The sequence below is a fragment of the Streptomyces sp. NPDC047981 genome (genome assembly GCF_040653315.1).
Lineage (GTDB): Bacteria > Actinomycetota > Actinomycetes > Streptomycetales > Streptomycetaceae > Streptomyces.
Genome location: NZ_JBEZNQ010000061.1, coordinates 1 through 14,308 on the forward strand (window position 1 = coordinate 1; position 14,308 = coordinate 14,308).

Below are 14,308 nucleotides of genomic sequence, written 5' to 3' on the forward strand. Positions count from 1 at the left end.
GCTACGGGCGCCCCCGAGGGGGGGCGCCCTTCGCCGTCTCCACGCACTACGCCACGAACGCCCGTGGCTGCTCGTTGCCCGTGCCCGCCCCCGACTCCACCAGTCGGGCCGCCGCCGCCAGCCGGGCCGCGGCCTCCTCCGCGACCGGGCCGCCGACGGTGAACGGCAGGCGCACGTACCCCTCGAAGGCACCGTCGACGCCGAAGCGCGGCCCCGAGGGCACCCGGACCCCGACCCGCTCGCCGACCTCCGCGATCCGCGAGCCGGAGAGCCCGCCCGTGCGGACCCAGAGGGTGAGGCCGCCGGCCGGGACATGGAACTCCCACTCGGGCAGCTCCGCCCGCACCGCCGCCACCAGCGCGTCGCGGTTCTCGCGCGCCTGGGCACGGCGGATCGAGACGGCCTTCTCCCAGCCGCCGGTCCGCATCAGCCAGTTGACGCCGAGCTGTTCCAGGACCGGGGTCCCGAGGTCCGCGTAGGCCCGGGCGGCCACCAGCGAACGGATCACGTCGGGCGCGGCCCTGACCCAGCCGATCCGCATGCCCGCCCAGAAGGCCTTGCTCGCCGAACCGACCGTGAGCACCGTGGCACCCGACGGGTCGAAGGAGCAGACCGGCGGCGGCATCGTCAGGCCCTCGTCCAGGTGCAGCTCGGACATGGTCTCGTCGACGACGAGCACCGTGCCCGCCGAGCGGGCCGCGTCCACCAGCTGCCGTCGCTGGTCCTCGTCGGCCAGGGCGCCGGTCGGGTTGTGGAAGTCCGCGACGACGTACGCCAGGCGGGGCGCCGCGTCCCGAAGGACCTGACGCCAGCGGTTCAGGTCCCAGCCGGCCAGCCCCTCGGCCATGGCGACGGACACCAGACGGGCGCCCGCCGCGCGCATGAGCTGGAGGATGTTGGCGTACGAGGGCGACTCAACGGCGATCCGCTCGCCGCGCCCCGCGAACAGATGGCAGATCGCGTCCATCGCGCCCATGGCACCGGTGGTGACCATGATCTGCTCGGGCATCGTGGGGATGCCCCGCTCGGTGTAGCGGTCGGCGAGCATCTGGCGCAGCGCGGGCAGCCCCGCCGGGTAGTCGCCGTGGGTGTGGGCGTACGGCGGCAGTTCCTCCAGGGCGCCCTGGACGCTCCGGGTCAGCCACGGCTCGGGGGCGGGCAGCGCCGCGCAGCCGAGGTCGATCATCGAGCCGAGCGACTCCGGGGGCAGCGGTTCGAGGCCGCGCGCGGGCAGCGGGTTCCCGGCCGGTACGGCGGTCCAGCTGCCGGCCCCGCGCCGCGACTCCAGGAACCCTTCGGCGCGCAGCGCCTCGTACGCGGCGGCCACCGTCGTCCGGCTCACCGTCAGCGCGACCGCGAGCTCGCGCTCGGCGGGCAGCCGGGCCGCGACCGGCACCCGGCCCTCCAGGACGAGCAGGCGGATGCCGTCGGCGAGGGCGCGGTAGGCGGGCGGCTTGCGCGTGCCCGGCCCGGCGGGGCGGGGCTGCTGCGCCTGGAGCTGCCGGGCGAGCTGAGCCGGCCCGACGGCCGAGGTCCACTGAGCCATGGAATCAGTCCACCTTCCTCGAATTGGCCATGGTTGGCATCCGATCGCTCCCCACAGAGTGTCATGACTCAGTCCACCACCACCGCACAGGGGGCACCACCTTGTCCATCGCCACCGGCCTCCGCGGCCGGCTCGCCGCCCGCCATCTGCCCCGCCGGCTCACGCAGCTGTACGTCGGACTCGCGCTGTACGGGATCAGCTCGGCGCTCCTCGTGCGCGGCGGGCTCGGCCTGGAGCCGTGGGGCGTTCTCCACCAGGGTCTCGCCGAGCGGACGGGGCTGACCATCGGCGTCGTCTCGATCATCGTCGGGGCGGCCGTGCTGCTGCTGTGGATCCCCATCCGCCAGAAGCCCGGTCTGGGCACGGTCTCGAACGTCTTCGTCATCGGGGTGGCCATGGACGGGACCCTCGCCCTGGTCCCCGAGGTCCAGGCCTTCGCCGTACGGATCCCGCTCCTGGCCCTCGGCATCGTCCTCAACGGCGTGGCGACCGGCCTCTACATCGCCGCCCGCTTCGGCCCCGGCCCCCGGGACGGCCTGATGACCGGCCTTCACCGGCTCACCGGCCGCTCGATCCGGCTCGTGCGCACGGCGATCGAGGTGGCCGTGGTCGCCACCGGCTTCCTGCTCGGCGGCTCCGTCGGCGTCGGCACGGTCCTGTACGCGCTGTCCATCGGCCCTCTCGCGCAGTTCTTCCTGCGCCGGTTCGCCATCCCCGAGCAGGACACGAGCAGCGCCGTCGTCGCCTCCGGGACACCGGAACAGGCGATACTGCGGCCGTGACTCGCGTACGCCACCCCTACCTCGACCACCCGTCCCCCATCCCGTTCGCCCACCGCGGCGGCACGGCGGACGGCCTGGAGAACACCGCGGCCGCCTTCCGGCGGGCCGCGGAGGCCGGTTACCGGTACTTCGAGACCGATGTGCACACCACCGCGGACGGCGCCCTGGTCGCCTTCCACGACTCCACGCTGGACCGGGTGACCGACACCACCGGCCGGATCCGCGACCTTCCCTGGGACGCGGTCCGCGAGGCGCGCGTGGCGGGCAAGGAGCCGCTGGCGCTCTTCGAGGAGCTGCTCGAGGAGTTCCCCGAGGCCCGCTGGAACGTGGACCTCAAAGCGGAGTCCTCGCTGGCCCCGCTGGTCGACCTGATCCGCAGGACCGGGGCCTGGGACCGGGTCTGCGTCGGCTCCTTCACCGAGAGCCGGGTGGCCCGCGCGCAGCGCCTCGCGGGCCCGCGGCTCGCCACCTCGTACGGCGTCAAGGGCGTCCTCGGGCTGCGGCTGCGCTCGCTCGGGATCCCGGCGGCGATCCGCGCGGGCGCCGTCGCGGCACAGGTCCCGGAGAGCCAGGGCGGCATCCCGGTCGTGGACCGCCGCTTCGTCCGCGAGGCCCACGCCCGGGGGCTCCAGGTGCACGTCTGGACGGTCAACGATCCGGAGCGGATGAACGCTCTCCTGGATCTCGGAGTCGATGGCATCATGACCGATCATCTGGAGACGCTGCGCACAGTCCTGACCGAGCGGGGCGTGTGGGTCTGAGCGCGCGTCCCGCCACGGGGACGAACGAGGGGGCCGCGGTCTTGACTGCCGACACCACCGAACCGGACCGGTCCGCCGCCGGTCCGGCCGATCCTGCCGACCGCAGACGCGAACAGCGCGGCTGGTACTTCTACGACTTCGCCTGCTCCGTCTACTCGACGAGCGTGGTCACGGTCTTCCTCGGCCCGTATCTGACGTCGGTCGCCGAGGCGGCGGCCGACGCGGAGGGCTTCGTCCATCCCCTGGGCGTGCCGGTGCGGGCGGGCTCGCTCTTCGCGTACGCCGTCTCCGCGTCGATCATCGTCGCCGTGCTCGTGATGCCGCTGGTGGGCGCGGTGGCGGACCGTACCGGCCGCAAGAAGCCGCTGCTCGCCGCCGCGGCCTACACGGGTGCGGCGGCGACCGGGGCGATGTTCTTCCTGAGCGGTGACCGGTATCTGCTGGGCGCGTTCCTGCTCATCGTGGCGAACGCCTCGCTCGCGGTCTCGATGGTGCTCTACAACGCCTATCTGCCGCAGATCGCCGAGCCGGACGAACGGGACGCGGTCTCCTCGCGGGGCTGGGCCTTCGGCTACACCTCGGGCGCCCTGGTCCTCGTCCTGAACCTGGTCCTGTACTCGGGGCACGAGTCCTTCGGGCTCACCGAGGGCGAGGCGGTGCGGATCTGCCTGGCCTCGGCGGGCCTGTGGTGGGGCGCCTTCACCCTCGTACCGCTGCGGCGGCTGCGCGACCGGCGGGTGCAGCCGCAGGGCGAGGGCGCGGTGGGCGGCGGCTGGCGGCAGCTGATGGCGACGCTGCGGGACATGCGCCGGCACCCGCTGACGCTCTCCTTCCTGCTCGCGTACCTCGTCTACAACGACGGTGTGCAGACGGTGATCTCGCAGGCGTCGATCTACGGTTCCAAGGAGCTGGGCCTCGACCAGACGACGCTGATCACCGCGGTGCTCCTCGTCCAGGTCCTCGCGGTGGCCGGTGCGCTCGGCATGGGCCGGCTCGCGCGGACGTACGGCGCCAAGCGCACGATCCTGGGGTCGCTGGCGATCTGGACGCTGATCCTGGCCGCCGGGTACTTCCTGCCCGCCGGCGCGCCGGTGGCGTTCTTCTGTCTGGCGGCGGCGATCGGTCTGGTGCTCGGCGGCAGCCAGGCGCTGTCGCGCTCGCTGTTCTCACATCTGGTGCCGCGCGGCAAGGAGGCGGAGTACTTCTCGGCCTACGAGATGAGCGACCGGGGCCTGAGTTGGCTGGGCCCGCTGGTGTTCGGTCTCGCGTATCAGCTGACCGGCAGCTATCGGGATGCCATCATTTCCCTGGTGATCTTCTTCGCGGCCGGTTTTCTGCTGCTCGCGCGGGTACCGGTACGGCGTGCCGTGGCCGCCGCGGGCAACCCGGTTCCGGAGCGGATTTAGACGCGGAAGTGAAAGGCCGGTAGTGTACGCCTTTGGCCTGCCAGGCGGACCGTTACTGCGTGCTGCTTTGGTGAAGACGCTGGGTGACATCTGCTGCCAGATGTGACAAACCGGGCACTGGTGGGTAGAACAAGGGGCGGCACGACGGGCGACGCATGACCCGGAACGGGAATCTTTACCGCCGACCGGACGTTGACCGGATGACGACGACAGCGACACCTGTCCTGTGGGCGACAAGCCCGGGAGGCACGATTCATGAGTGAGCGAGCTCTTCGCGGCACGCGCCTCGTGGTGACCAGCTACGAGACCGACCGCGGCATCGATCTGGCCCCGCGCCAGGCCGTGGAGTACGCATGCGAGAAGGGCCATCGTTTTGAGATGCCCTTCTCTGTGGAAGCGGAAATTCCGCCGGAGTGGGAGTGCAAGGTCTGCGGCAGCCAGGCACTCCTGGTGGACGGGGACGGCCCCGAGGAGAAGAAGGGCAAGCCGGCGCGTACGCACTGGGACATGCTGATGGAGCGGCGCACCCGTGAGGAGCTGGAGGAGGTGCTGGCCGAGAGGCTGGCGGTCCTTCGTTCCGGCGCCATGAACATCGCCGTGCATCCGCGCGACAGCCGCAAGTCCGCCTGACGGACGGACGGCACGGCCCGAGCAACGCCGAGGGGCCCGGTACACATCATGTGTACCGGGCCCCTCGGCGTTGCTCTTCGGCGTTTCTCGTCAGGGGGCTTCGCCCACGGCTCGGCCGCTACGGCGTCAGCGGCGGGCGGGGGTCCTGGGACTGCCGCGGTCCCGGGCCCTGAGGGGCCTCCTCGCGGATGACCTCACCCTGGACGACCTTGCCGTCCGGGCGGTGGATACGCGCCTGCTGGAAGGCGTCCTGGAGGCTGCCGGGCGGCGCCGCGGCCATCCGGCGCTCGGCGACCTTGTCCGCGTACCGACCGAGGACCGAGCGGACGGGCGGGAGGAGCAGCAGCAGACCGGCCGCGTCGGAGATCAGGCCGGGGATCATGAGCAGCAGACCGCCGAGCATCAGGAAGCCGTTGCGGTCGCGGGCGCCCGTCCGCTCCGCGGCCGGCGGCGGGGCTCCGTTCTGCGCCGCCGCCTGGGCCTGCTGGAAGGTCTCGGTGAGGTTCTTGAAGGCGCGGCGGCCCGCCCGCTTGATGACCACGGCGCCGAGGACGGCGCCGCCGACCAGCAGGGCGAACACGGTCAGCCCGCCGACCTTGCCCGCCACCACGATGAGCAGCCAGATCTCCAGGACCGTCCAGACGGCCAGGGCCGCCGGGAGGAACGTACGCGCGCGTGAGCGCTTGGGGGCGAGGGGAGGCGGTGCGCCGGTCGTCATGCCCCCCAGTGTGCCTGGCGCCCCGCCGGAACGTCGTAAAGAACGGATCAGCGGGACCGGAGGGCCTGGTTCAGCTCCCGGACTTCCGTCCGAGCATCTTGCCGACCTTGTTCGCACGGGCCGTCAGACCCCAGCCGGTGACCCGCCACAGCGCCTCGACGACGATGTTGCGGCTCATCTTGGAGTCGCCGATCTCGCGCTCCACGAACGTGATCGGGACCTCCACGACGTGGAAGCCGGCGGCGACGGCGCGGCGGGCCAGGTCGACCTGGAAGCAGTAGCCGGCCGAGGCCACGTCCTCGAGCCCCAGACCCTCCAGGGTCTCCTTGCGGAAGGCCCGGTAGCCGCCGGTGACGTCGCGGATCGGCACGTCGAGCATGACGCGCGAGTAGAGGCTGCCGCCGCGGGAGATGAACTCGCGGGACTTGGGCCAGTTCACGATGCGACCGCCCGGGACCCAGCGGGAGCCGAGCACGAGGTCGGCGCCCTTGAGGGCGGTGAGCAGCCGGGGCAGCTCCTCGGGCTGGTGCGAGCCGTCGGCGTCCATCTCGACGAGGACGCCGTAGCCGTGCTCGATGCCCCAGCGGAAGCCGGCCAGGTAGGCGGCGCCGAGCCCTTCCTTGCCCTTGCGGTGCAGCACGTGGACGTGGTCGTCCTCGGCGGCGATCTCGTCGGCGAACTTGCCCGTGCCGTCGGGGCTGTTGTCGTCGGCGACGAGGATGTGCGCCTCCGGTACGGCTTCCCGTACGCGCGAGACGATCGGCTTGATGTTCTCCGCCTCGTTGTAGGTCGGAATGATCACCAAGGCTCTGCCGAGCGGGCCGTAACGCCTCTGGCCACCGTCGTTCACTACTGCCCCTTCGGATACATACGCGAACCCCCACCATAGCGAGCCCGTCTCGCGGGTCGGTCGCGGCGGGGCTGGTCGCGCGTCGGGGCACCCTCCGGGGCCGCGGCGGGGCGGCTCTGCGGGGCGGCGCGGACGGCGGCACGCGTGGCGTGCGGATCGGGGCCCGGCGCCCTTCGGGCCGACCTGGAACCCGCTGGCTGCGGGTCGACCGAGAGCCGTTGTCTACTGGACGTCCGGGCCCCACCCGGGTCGCACCCTCCGCCGGAAAAAACCTTCCCTCGCCCCCGAGGCGCGGGTGCTGGACCTGAGGTTTGAAACCGGTCGGACGTCCCTTGGTGGACGCGGGAGAACCTACCCGCCCCCCGCCGGACACTGTCAACACTCGCTTGACCTGCACAGATGACTGATACTGCCAGGTCAGCGGGGAAGATCCGCAGGTCGTCGACCGGCCGGTTGATCATCGATCGGCGGTACGAAATGTCCTGACGTCACTCGTTCGGCCGTACGTAGACCGTTTGTCCGAAGATCACGGTGCGCAGACAGACGGGCAGCTCGCCGCCGGGGGTCAGATCGGGCAGACCGGGCGTCCCGGAGCGCGGATCGGTCGACCAGCGGGCCACCCGGTCGTCCGGCGCCTGCACCACGAGTTCGTCGGCGCGCCAGATCGCGTAGTCGGCCGGGGCGCCCGGGACGAGGGTGCCGGCGTCGTCCCGCCCGATCGCCCTCCAGCCGCCCCGCGTGTGGGCGGTGAAGGCGGCCCGGACGGAGATCCGGTGCTCGGGGGTGCGGTGGAAGGCGGCGGCCCGGACGGTGCCCCAGGGGTCCAGGGGGGTGACCGGGCCGTCCGAGCCGAAGGCCAGCGGCACACCGGCCCGCAGCAGGGCCGCGTACGGGTTGAGGGTGCGGGCCCGCTCGGCGCCGAGACGCTCGGCGTACATGCCGTCCTCGCCGCCCCAGGCCGCGTCGAAGGCCGGCTGCACGGAGGCGGTCAGGCCGAGTTCGGCGAAGGCCGCGATCGTCTCGGGGGTGAGCATCTCGGCGTGCTCGACGCGGTGGCGGGCGGCCCGGATCCGGGCGAGGCCGAGCTTCTCGGCGGCGGCCCGGACCCCGTCGACGACGGCGGAGACGGCGGCGTCGCCGATGGCGTGGAAGCCGGCCTGGAGCCCCGCCTCGGTGGCGGCCACGACATGGGCCGCGACGGTTGCCGCGTCGAGGTGGGCGACACCGGTGTGGCCCGCGTGGTCGGCGTACGCGTCGTGCAGGCAGGCGGTGTGGGAGCCGAGCGAGCCGTCGGCGAAGAGGTCGCCCGCCGCGCCGACGGCGCCGAGCGAGCGGGCCCGCTCGACGTCGAGGTCGGCCCAGTAGCCGACGACGCGGGGGCCGGACTCGGTGCGGGCGAGGTCGAGGAGGCCGGTGAAGTCGTCCTCGGAGGAGATCTCGGGGCCGCCGCACTCGTGGAGGGTGCCGATGCCGAGCGAGGCGGCGTGCCGGCGGGCCGCGCGCTGGGCCTCGGTGCGCTGCGCGGGCGAGAGGGCCGTGTAGGCGGCGGCGCGGACGGCGTGGTGGGCGTCGCCGGTCAGCGGTTCGCCGTCGCGGAAGCCGACGCGGTCGCGGACGCCCGGGACGAGGTCGAGCAGGGCGGTGGTGACGACGGCCGAGTGGACGTCGATCCGGGTGAGGTAGAGCGGCCGGCCGCCGGTGAGTTCGTCCAGCTCGTCGCGGCGCGGCGCGCGCCGCTCGGGCCAGCGCGCCGCGTCCCAGCCGTGACCGATGAGGATCCGGTCGGCGGGACGGGAGCGGGCGTACGAGCGGATCAGCTCGGCGGCCTCGGCGAGCGAGGCGGCGGCGGACAGGTCGAGGCCGGTGAGCGCGAGACCGGTGGCCGTGGTGTGCACATGGGCGTCGACGAACGCGGGGGTGACGAGCGCGCCTTCGAGGTCGACGACCTCGTCCACGCCGGAGGCGAAGGCGTCGGCGGCCCCCTCCGAGCCCACCCAGGCGACGTGCCCCCGCTCCACCACCATGGCGGTGGCGAAGGGGTCGGCGGGGCTGTGGACGTCTCCGCCGCGCAGCAGGACGGTGCGGTGCTCGGTGTCGATGCGGGTCTCGCTCATGGTGACCAGGCTAGGGCCGCGGCGGTGCCCGGCCGCACGCCGGGGCCGGGCACCAGGCCGGGGAGCGTCAGACGCGCGGCGGCCTGGCTTCGTACGGGGTGGACAGGACGACCGTCGTGCGGCTGGAGACGCCCGCCTGGGAGCGGATCCGGGTGAGCAGGTGCTCCAGTTCGAGCGGGGTCGCGACGCGCACCTTCAGGATGTAGTTCTCCTCGCCCGCGACGCTGTGGCAGGCCTCGATCTCCGGGATGTCGGCGAGCCGGTCGGGGGTGTCGTCCGGGGCACTGGGGTCGAAGGGTTTGACGGAGATGAAAGCGGTCAGCGGCAGGCCGACGGCCTCCGGGTCGACGACGGCGGCATAGCCGCGGATGACACCGCGCTGCTCCAGTCGGCGGACGCGCTGATGTACGGCCGAGGTGGACAGGCCGGTGGCCTTGCCCAGGTCGGTGTAGCTCATGCGCCCGTCCCTGACGAGCAATTCGACGATCTGACGATCCAGCTCCTCCATGCGGTCAACCTATTGCCCCGGGGGTCCTTCGGCACAGTGGGGGTGGCATCCTCGGGGCACCTGCGAGCGGCATGTGACGAACGCCACAGGTTTGTCGGCGGCTGGATCGAGACCTCACGGTTATGCACCTGGCCGTATGGGAATTGCTTGCTGTGGTCGAGGCCATACGTACTTCGGTCGACCCACCCGAGGGGGAGATTCTCCATGCAGGAGCCTGTTGATTCGGTCGAGACGACCGACGAGCTCGACGCGTACGACACGTTCGAGATGTACCGGGTGATCTGCCCGGACTGTGTCCAGCCGATCGCGCTGCTCGCGGACGAGGACACGCTGCCGGAGCACGCGCTGTGCCCGACGCCCTGGAACCCGTTCGTGCTGACGGTCTGCTCCGGCACCGGCCTGGCCGCGTCGGAGGCGCGCCCCGCCGACGAGACGCTGGACGTCCAGGAGCAGGACACCGCGCTGCTGCTGACGCTCCCCCAGGGGCTCGACTGGCGCACGCAGCCCTTCTCGCACGTCGGCGGTCCGGGCTCGCGTCCGATCAAGGTGCCGCAGATGCGGCGCGCGGCGTAACGACGCCTACCAGTAGTCGCCCCGCACCATCGCCGCGAGCGTGGCGTGGTGCAGGATCAGGCTGTCCGGATTCTCCGGCACCTGGACCTCTCCGAAGTGCGCCTGGCGGTACGCGACCCTGAGCATCACGATCGCGTGCCGCAGCGCCGCGTAGAGGGTGTGGAACTCCATGGCGCGCGGTGTGTGTCCGGTGAGCGAGGCGTACCGCCGCTCGATCGCCTCGCGCCGCAGGAAGCCCGGAAGGCCCGGCTGGCCGAAACTGACGGTCAGGTCCTGGAAGAAGCGGTGGAGATAGACGGTCCAGCCGAGGTCGACCTCGCGCGGGGCACAGCCGGCCATCTCCCAGTCGAGGACGGCGGCGGGCCGGAAGCCGTCGTAGACGATGTTCCCGATGCGCGCGTCGCCCCAGTTGAGGACGGCGGGCCCCTCGTCGGCGGGCCAGTGCGCCTCCAGCCAGTCGAAGGCCGACTCGATGAGCGGGGACGGCGCGAGGCCCTTCACCACCCAGGCGTAGTAGGCGCGTTGGGCGTCGACATGGCGTCGCAGCGGGCTGCCGGTGCCGTCGGGCAGCAGGAACTCGGCCTCCTCGGTGGGGAACTGGTCGTGCAGCCGGGCGAGGACGGAGACGGACTCGGCCTCCAGGAGGGCGCGTTCGGCGTCGGTGGCGGCGTGCAGCCAGTTCCCCTCGTACGTGTAGGGCATGACGTCCGGCGGTACGCGCCCCTCGGCGCGGGCCATCACGAAGAACGGGGCGCCGAGCGGCTCCGGGTCGCTCTCCAGCCAGAGGACGCGCGGGACGGGGATGTCGGTGTGCTCCCCGACCAGGCGCATGACCCGGTGCTGCCGTTCCATGTCGTAGACCGGAAAGATCGTGTACGCGGCGGGGTCGGCGGCGAGCCGCAGGGCGCAGCCGCGTACGGGGGCGTCGGGGTGGTCGATGTCGAAGAGCAGGGTCTCGCTGGACATGCCGTTGGACCCGGGCACGGCGAGCCCGGTGACGCGGGCTCCCGGGAGCCGGGGTTCGAGCCAGTCGGTGAGCCGGCGGCCCAGCTCCTCGGGGTCGCGGGTGCTGGTGCGCGGGCGGGGGGCGGTGGCCATGGACGCTCCTCGGCGGTCGTCGGTGATGGGGCGCGGGGCGGGCGGCGCGGGCGCGCGTCGCGGTCGACGGCGGAACGGGCGCGGGCGCGCGTTCGGCTCGACGGCGGTACGGGCGCGGGCGCGCGGTCAGGTATCGACGGCGGTAGGGGCCCGTCGGCGTGGAGCCGGTTCAGTCGGCCGTGGAGGTGTAGTCCGCGAAGCCGCTCGGGTCGTGGCGGCCGAAGGAGCCGTGCTCGAAGATCCCGTAGCCGGTGCGGCCTTCGAGGGTGAAGCGGGCCGCGTGGTCGGTGACGCCGAAGGCCGCCATGGGGTGTGCGGCGGGGTCGGAGAGGTCGTAGACCCGGCGGTCGGTCCACGCGCGGCCCTGCCAGGTGCCGTGCTGCCAGTCCGTGGCGGGCGGGTAGCCCGCGCCGACGGCGAGCGGGGAGGAGGCGAGGATCTCGACGTCGACCTCCAGGGGCTTCCCGGACGGGTCGGCGAGATGGACGACGGCCCGTTCGGGGGTACGCGTGCCGGGGCGGTACGTGATGTCGGTACGGGGCCAGCCGAGCTGGGCGTCGCGCTGCCCGTTCCGCACCAGCAGGGCCTCGTTGAGGGTGCGGTAGCCGTCGGCGTCCTCCTGGGCGATGACCATGAGGAAGCGGTCCTCGAAGCGCATGGGTATCCAGAGCCAGTGGAAGCCCTCGGGCCGGAACTCGTCGGCGCGGCCGGGCTCCTCACCGGGGATGGGCCGTACGCCCCAGCTGCGGTCGCGGGTGCCGGTCCACTCCCCCGCCGTGACGGCGAACTCCTCGCCGCCCGCCCGGACGGTGCCGGTGCAGTGACCGGCCTGGACGAAGCGGCGGCCCTCGAGGGTGAGCCGGTCGCCGCGGCGCTGGGTGTGGTGCGGCTCCCAGACCGGGGGGAAGTCGCCGGTCCAGGTGAGGTCGAAGGAGAGCGCGTCGGGGTCGGCCGGGTCGGGCTCGCAGCGCAGGCTCAGCGTCTTCAGGGGTTCGTCGACCGTGATGCGCAGCGGGCCGACGGCGAGGTTCATCCGGTCGTCGCCGAGGGCGTCGGAGGCGCGGACGGCGTGCAGGCGGTCGCCGGTGCGCAGGGTCGCGTAGGCGTCCACGACCCCGGTGTTGGGGTAGACGCCGAGTCCGGCGATGAGCAGGGCGCGGCCCTCGTGGTCGAAGACGTGGAAGATGCACCGGTCGTAGACGTTGCGGTCGCCGCTGACGTGGTGCTTCATCGAGAGCGGGGCCTGGTGCACGGGGTACTCGTCGAGCGGTACGGGCCGGTCGTCTGACACGTGTGACCTCCTGGTCGACAGCGGGATCTGACGGTAAGTCAGAATCCCGGTCGGAAGCCAGAGCCGTGCGGGACCCGATCGGCCGCGCCCCGCGCCCGCCCCGCGCGGGCCGGGCCGCCGGGTAGCCGTCGAACGACTCCTCGAATCGGCCCGCCGGTGACCCGCGCCGGGCGGGGCGCGTTGGGCACGGCATGACCACGCTGTACACGGCCCCCATCGGCACCGGGCGGCGGAGACTCGCCGAGCCGCGCTTTGAAGAATCGGTTCCCCGGCCGCCCGTGCCGGCACCGGCGCCCCCGCACCTCGCGGACCCGCCCATCTACCGGGCGATGCTCCACCAGTGGGCGAGCAACGGCCGGACCCTGCCGGGCCGGGCCGACCAGGAGTGGAACCGGCTGACCGCCGCCCCGGTGTGGGCGGACCGGACCGTGCGCGTGAGCGGGGTCAGCGGGACCCTGGTCAGCGGGACTCCGGGCCGACCAGGTGGCGCGCGATGACCATCCGCTGAATCTGATTGGTCCCCTCGACGATCTGCAGCACCTTCGCCTCGCGCATGTACCGCTCCGCCGGGAAGTCCGCCGTGTAGCCGTAGCCGCCGAGGACCTGCACCGCGTCCGTCGTGACCTGCATCGCCGCGTCCGAGCAGAAGAGCTTCGCCATGGCCGCCGCGCGCCCGAAGGGGCGCCCCTCGTCGCGCAGCCGCGCCGCCTCCAGGTAGAGGGCACGACCCGCCTCGATCCGGGTCGCCATGTCGGCGAGCAGGAAGCGGAGCCCCTGGAAGTCGGCGATCGGCCGGCCGAACTGCCGCCGCTCGCGGGCGTACGCCACCGCGACGTCCAGCGCCGCCTGGGCGACGCCCACCGCGCACGCCGCGATCCCGAGGCGCCCCGAGTCCAGGGCGGAGAGCGCGATGGCGAACCCCTGCCCCTCCTCGCCGATCCGCCGCGCGTCGGGGACGCGCACCCCGTCGAGGTGGAGCTGGGCGGTGGGCGAGCCCTTCATCCCCATCTTCCGCTCGGGCGGGGCCGCGCCGAGCCCCTCGGCGTCCCCCGGGACGAGGAAGGCGGTGATCCCCTTGGCGCCCTCCCCGCCCGTGCGGGCCATGACCGTGAGGAAGTCGGCGATCGGGCCGTGCGTGATCCACGCCTTGGTGCCGGTGAGCACCCAGTCCTCGCCGTCCCGCTCCGCCTTCGTCCGCAGCGAGGCCGCGTCGGAACCGGAGGCCGGTTCGGAGAGGCAGTACGCGCCGAGGAGGCCGCCGCCGAGCATCGCCGGGAGGTGGGCGGCCCGCTGTTCGTCCGTACCGAAGTTCGCCAGCGCGTGGCAGGAGAGCGAGTGCACGCTGACCCCGAGCCCGACGGTGAGGCGGGCGGCGGCCAGCTCTTCGAGGACCTGGAGGTACACCTCGTAGGGCTGGTCCCCGCCGCCGTAGGCGGAGTCGTACGGGAGGCCGAGCAGGCCGGAGGAGGAGAGCAGCGAGAACAGCTCGCGCGGGAAGCGGCCGGCGGCCTCCTCCTCGGCGGCGCGGGGGGCGATCTCCCGCTCGGCGATCTCCCGGACCAGGGCGAGCAGCTCCCCGGCCTCCTCGGTCGGCAGCCGGCGGTCCACTCCCTGCGGGACGCGGTCGGGCATACGGCGCACTCCTCCCCGTCGGGCGCCGCACCTGCGCGCGGCGCCACCGGTGGTCACTGCTGCGCCGATGCTGCCCCCGGCGGTTCACGGCGGGGGTCGCCCGACGCCCGTGGCGCGGGGAGTATGCCCGTTCGGCGGCGTCCGGTCACCCGGGACGCCGGGACGGGTTCACATCAGGCCGGCCTGCGTGACGAACATGGCGAGGACGACGACGAGGGTCCAGCCGAGGACGTGTTCGAGGATCTTCGGACCGTCGTCCTTGGGGCCCCCGGTGCGGGCACGGGAGCGGGCGGCGGAGTGGGTGGTGGCGGTCATGCCGACCACAGTGCCAGCCGGGGGCGGCCCCGGGGTAGAGACGTCGGTCACGCCCCCGGGGCCCTTACGTCCCTCGTCAGCCCA

At 73.1% G+C, this 14,308-nt stretch carries 15 protein-coding genes; 6 read left to right on the forward strand and 9 right to left on the reverse strand.

What is annotated here, in order from left to right; translation table 11 throughout:
- Positions 1-46 precede the first annotated feature (46 nt).
- Positions 47-1,546, reverse strand: coding sequence for a PLP-dependent aminotransferase family protein (locus tag AB0E14_RS28850; protein WP_362424395.1), 1,500 nt, complete (start codon positions 1,544-1,546; stop codon positions 47-49).
- 101 nt (positions 1,547-1,647) lie between these two features.
- On the opposite strand from AB0E14_RS28850, the gene AB0E14_RS28855 reads away from it, so the two are divergent.
- The 4 genes from AB0E14_RS28855 (at position 1,648) to AB0E14_RS28870 (ending at position 5,125) form a co-directional block, all read left to right on the forward strand.
- Positions 1,648-2,328: a hypothetical protein gene (locus tag AB0E14_RS28855; RefSeq protein ID WP_362424398.1), complete on the forward strand. Its 681-nt coding sequence runs from the start codon at positions 1,648-1,650 to the stop codon at positions 2,326-2,328.
- A complete protein-coding gene (locus tag AB0E14_RS28860; RefSeq protein ID WP_362424401.1) occupies positions 2,325-3,089 on the forward strand; it encodes a glycerophosphodiester phosphodiesterase family protein in 765 nt (254 codons plus the stop codon). The genes AB0E14_RS28855 and AB0E14_RS28860 overlap by 4 nt, the downstream gene beginning before the upstream one ends.
- Positions 3,090-3,130: 41 nt before the next feature.
- A complete protein-coding gene (locus AB0E14_RS28865; protein WP_362424404.1) occupies positions 3,131-4,495 on the forward strand; it encodes an MFS transporter in 1,365 nt (454 codons plus the stop codon).
- Between the two features lie 255 nt (positions 4,496-4,750).
- Positions 4,751-5,125 (forward strand): RNA polymerase-binding protein RbpA, encoded by a 375-nt coding sequence (locus AB0E14_RS28870; RefSeq protein WP_026278069.1) that lies wholly within the window; start codon positions 4,751-4,753, stop codon positions 5,123-5,125.
- Positions 5,126-5,243: 118 nt separating this feature from the next.
- Here the strand turns inward: AB0E14_RS28870 and fxsA are convergent, their stop codons facing one another.
- The 4 genes from fxsA to AB0E14_RS28890 all read right to left on the reverse strand — a co-directional run bounded on the left by fxsA (position 5,244) and on the right by AB0E14_RS28890 (position 9,315).
- Complete coding sequence (gene fxsA, locus AB0E14_RS28875; RefSeq protein ID WP_362424407.1) at positions 5,244-5,843, reverse strand: FxsA family membrane protein; 600 nt, start codon at positions 5,841-5,843, stop codon at positions 5,244-5,246.
- Positions 5,844-5,913: 70 nt separating this feature from the next.
- Positions 5,914-6,693: a polyprenol monophosphomannose synthase gene (locus AB0E14_RS28880; protein ID WP_362424410.1), complete on the reverse strand. Its 780-nt coding sequence runs from the start codon at positions 6,691-6,693 to the stop codon at positions 5,914-5,916.
- A 488-nt stretch (positions 6,694-7,181) separates the two neighbouring features.
- The gene (locus AB0E14_RS28885; RefSeq protein WP_362424414.1) at positions 7,182-8,807 is read right to left on the reverse strand and encodes an amidohydrolase; all 1,626 of its coding nucleotides are present in this window, start codon (positions 8,805-8,807) and stop codon (positions 7,182-7,184) included.
- Between the two features lie 67 nt (positions 8,808-8,874).
- Entirely contained in the window at positions 8,875-9,315 is a 441-nt protein-coding gene (locus tag AB0E14_RS28890) for an Lrp/AsnC family transcriptional regulator (protein ID WP_361968103.1), read from the reverse strand.
- A gap of 204 nt (positions 9,316-9,519) precedes the next feature.
- Between AB0E14_RS28890 and AB0E14_RS28895 the strand changes: the two genes are divergently transcribed.
- Positions 9,520-9,888 carry a hypothetical protein gene (locus AB0E14_RS28895; protein ID WP_362424417.1) on the forward strand — a complete coding sequence of 123 codons (369 nt, stop codon included), beginning with the start codon at positions 9,520-9,522 and terminating at the stop codon, positions 9,886-9,888.
- Positions 9,889-9,894: 6 nt separating this feature from the next.
- Here the strand turns inward: AB0E14_RS28895 and AB0E14_RS28900 are convergent, their stop codons facing one another.
- Positions 9,895-10,986 carry a phosphotransferase family protein gene (locus AB0E14_RS28900; protein WP_362424420.1) on the reverse strand — a complete coding sequence of 364 codons (1,092 nt, stop codon included), beginning with the start codon at positions 10,984-10,986 and terminating at the stop codon, positions 9,895-9,897.
- Positions 10,987-11,155: 169 nt separating this feature from the next.
- Positions 11,156-12,277 (reverse strand): hypothetical protein, encoded by a 1,122-nt coding sequence (locus tag AB0E14_RS28905; protein WP_362424423.1) that lies wholly within the window; start codon positions 12,275-12,277, stop codon positions 11,156-11,158.
- Between the two features lie 191 nt (positions 12,278-12,468).
- Between AB0E14_RS28905 and AB0E14_RS28910 the strand changes: the two genes are divergently transcribed.
- Positions 12,469-12,774 carry a hypothetical protein gene (locus tag AB0E14_RS28910; RefSeq protein WP_362424426.1) on the forward strand — a complete coding sequence of 102 codons (306 nt, stop codon included), beginning with the start codon at positions 12,469-12,471 and terminating at the stop codon, positions 12,772-12,774.
- Here AB0E14_RS28910 and AB0E14_RS28915 read toward each other — a convergent pair.
- Together AB0E14_RS28915 and AB0E14_RS28920 are read right to left on the reverse strand one after the other, a co-directional pair.
- Positions 12,737-13,909, reverse strand: a complete 1,173-nt coding sequence (locus tag AB0E14_RS28915; protein WP_362424429.1) for an acyl-CoA dehydrogenase family protein — start codon at positions 13,907-13,909, stop codon at positions 12,737-12,739. The genes AB0E14_RS28910 and AB0E14_RS28915 overlap by 38 nt on opposite strands.
- 168 nt (positions 13,910-14,077) lie before the next feature.
- On the reverse strand, positions 14,078-14,224 hold the full coding sequence (locus tag AB0E14_RS28920) for an SCO1431 family membrane protein (protein WP_329122953.1): 147 nt from the start codon (positions 14,222-14,224) through the stop codon (positions 14,078-14,080).
- Between the last annotated feature and the right edge of the window lie 84 nt (positions 14,225-14,308).

What these genes read in the sequence shown, in the direction of transcription:
- AB0E14_RS28885 (WP_362424414.1), bottom strand. Translation starts at nt 8,807, where the DNA reads ATGAGCGAGACCCGCATCGACACCGAGCACCGCACCGTCCTGCTGCGC.
- AB0E14_RS28910 (WP_362424426.1), top strand. Translation starts at nt 12,469, where the DNA reads ATGACCACGCTGTACACGGCCCCCATCGGCACCGGGCGGCGGAGACTC.
- AB0E14_RS28850 (WP_362424395.1), bottom strand. Translation starts at nt 1,546, where the DNA reads ATGGCTCAGTGGACCTCGGCCGTCGGGCCGGCTCAGCTCGCCCGGCAG.
- AB0E14_RS28900 (WP_362424420.1), bottom strand. Translation starts at nt 10,986, where the DNA reads ATGGCCACCGCCCCCCGCCCGCGCACCAGCACCCGCGACCCCGAGGAG.
- fxsA (WP_362424407.1), bottom strand. Translation starts at nt 5,843, where the DNA reads ATGACGACCGGCGCACCGCCTCCCCTCGCCCCCAAGCGCTCACGCGCG.
- AB0E14_RS28920 (WP_329122953.1), bottom strand. Translation starts at nt 14,224, where the DNA reads ATGACCGCCACCACCCACTCCGCCGCCCGCTCCCGTGCCCGCACCGGG.
- AB0E14_RS28890 (WP_361968103.1), bottom strand. Translation starts at nt 9,315, where the DNA reads ATGGAGGAGCTGGATCGTCAGATCGTCGAATTGCTCGTCAGGGACGGG.
- AB0E14_RS28870 (WP_026278069.1), top strand. Translation starts at nt 4,751, where the DNA reads ATGAGTGAGCGAGCTCTTCGCGGCACGCGCCTCGTGGTGACCAGCTAC.
- AB0E14_RS28895 (WP_362424417.1), top strand. Translation starts at nt 9,520, where the DNA reads ATGCAGGAGCCTGTTGATTCGGTCGAGACGACCGACGAGCTCGACGCG.
- AB0E14_RS28915 (WP_362424429.1), bottom strand. Translation starts at nt 13,909, where the DNA reads ATGCCCGACCGCGTCCCGCAGGGAGTGGACCGCCGGCTGCCGACCGAG.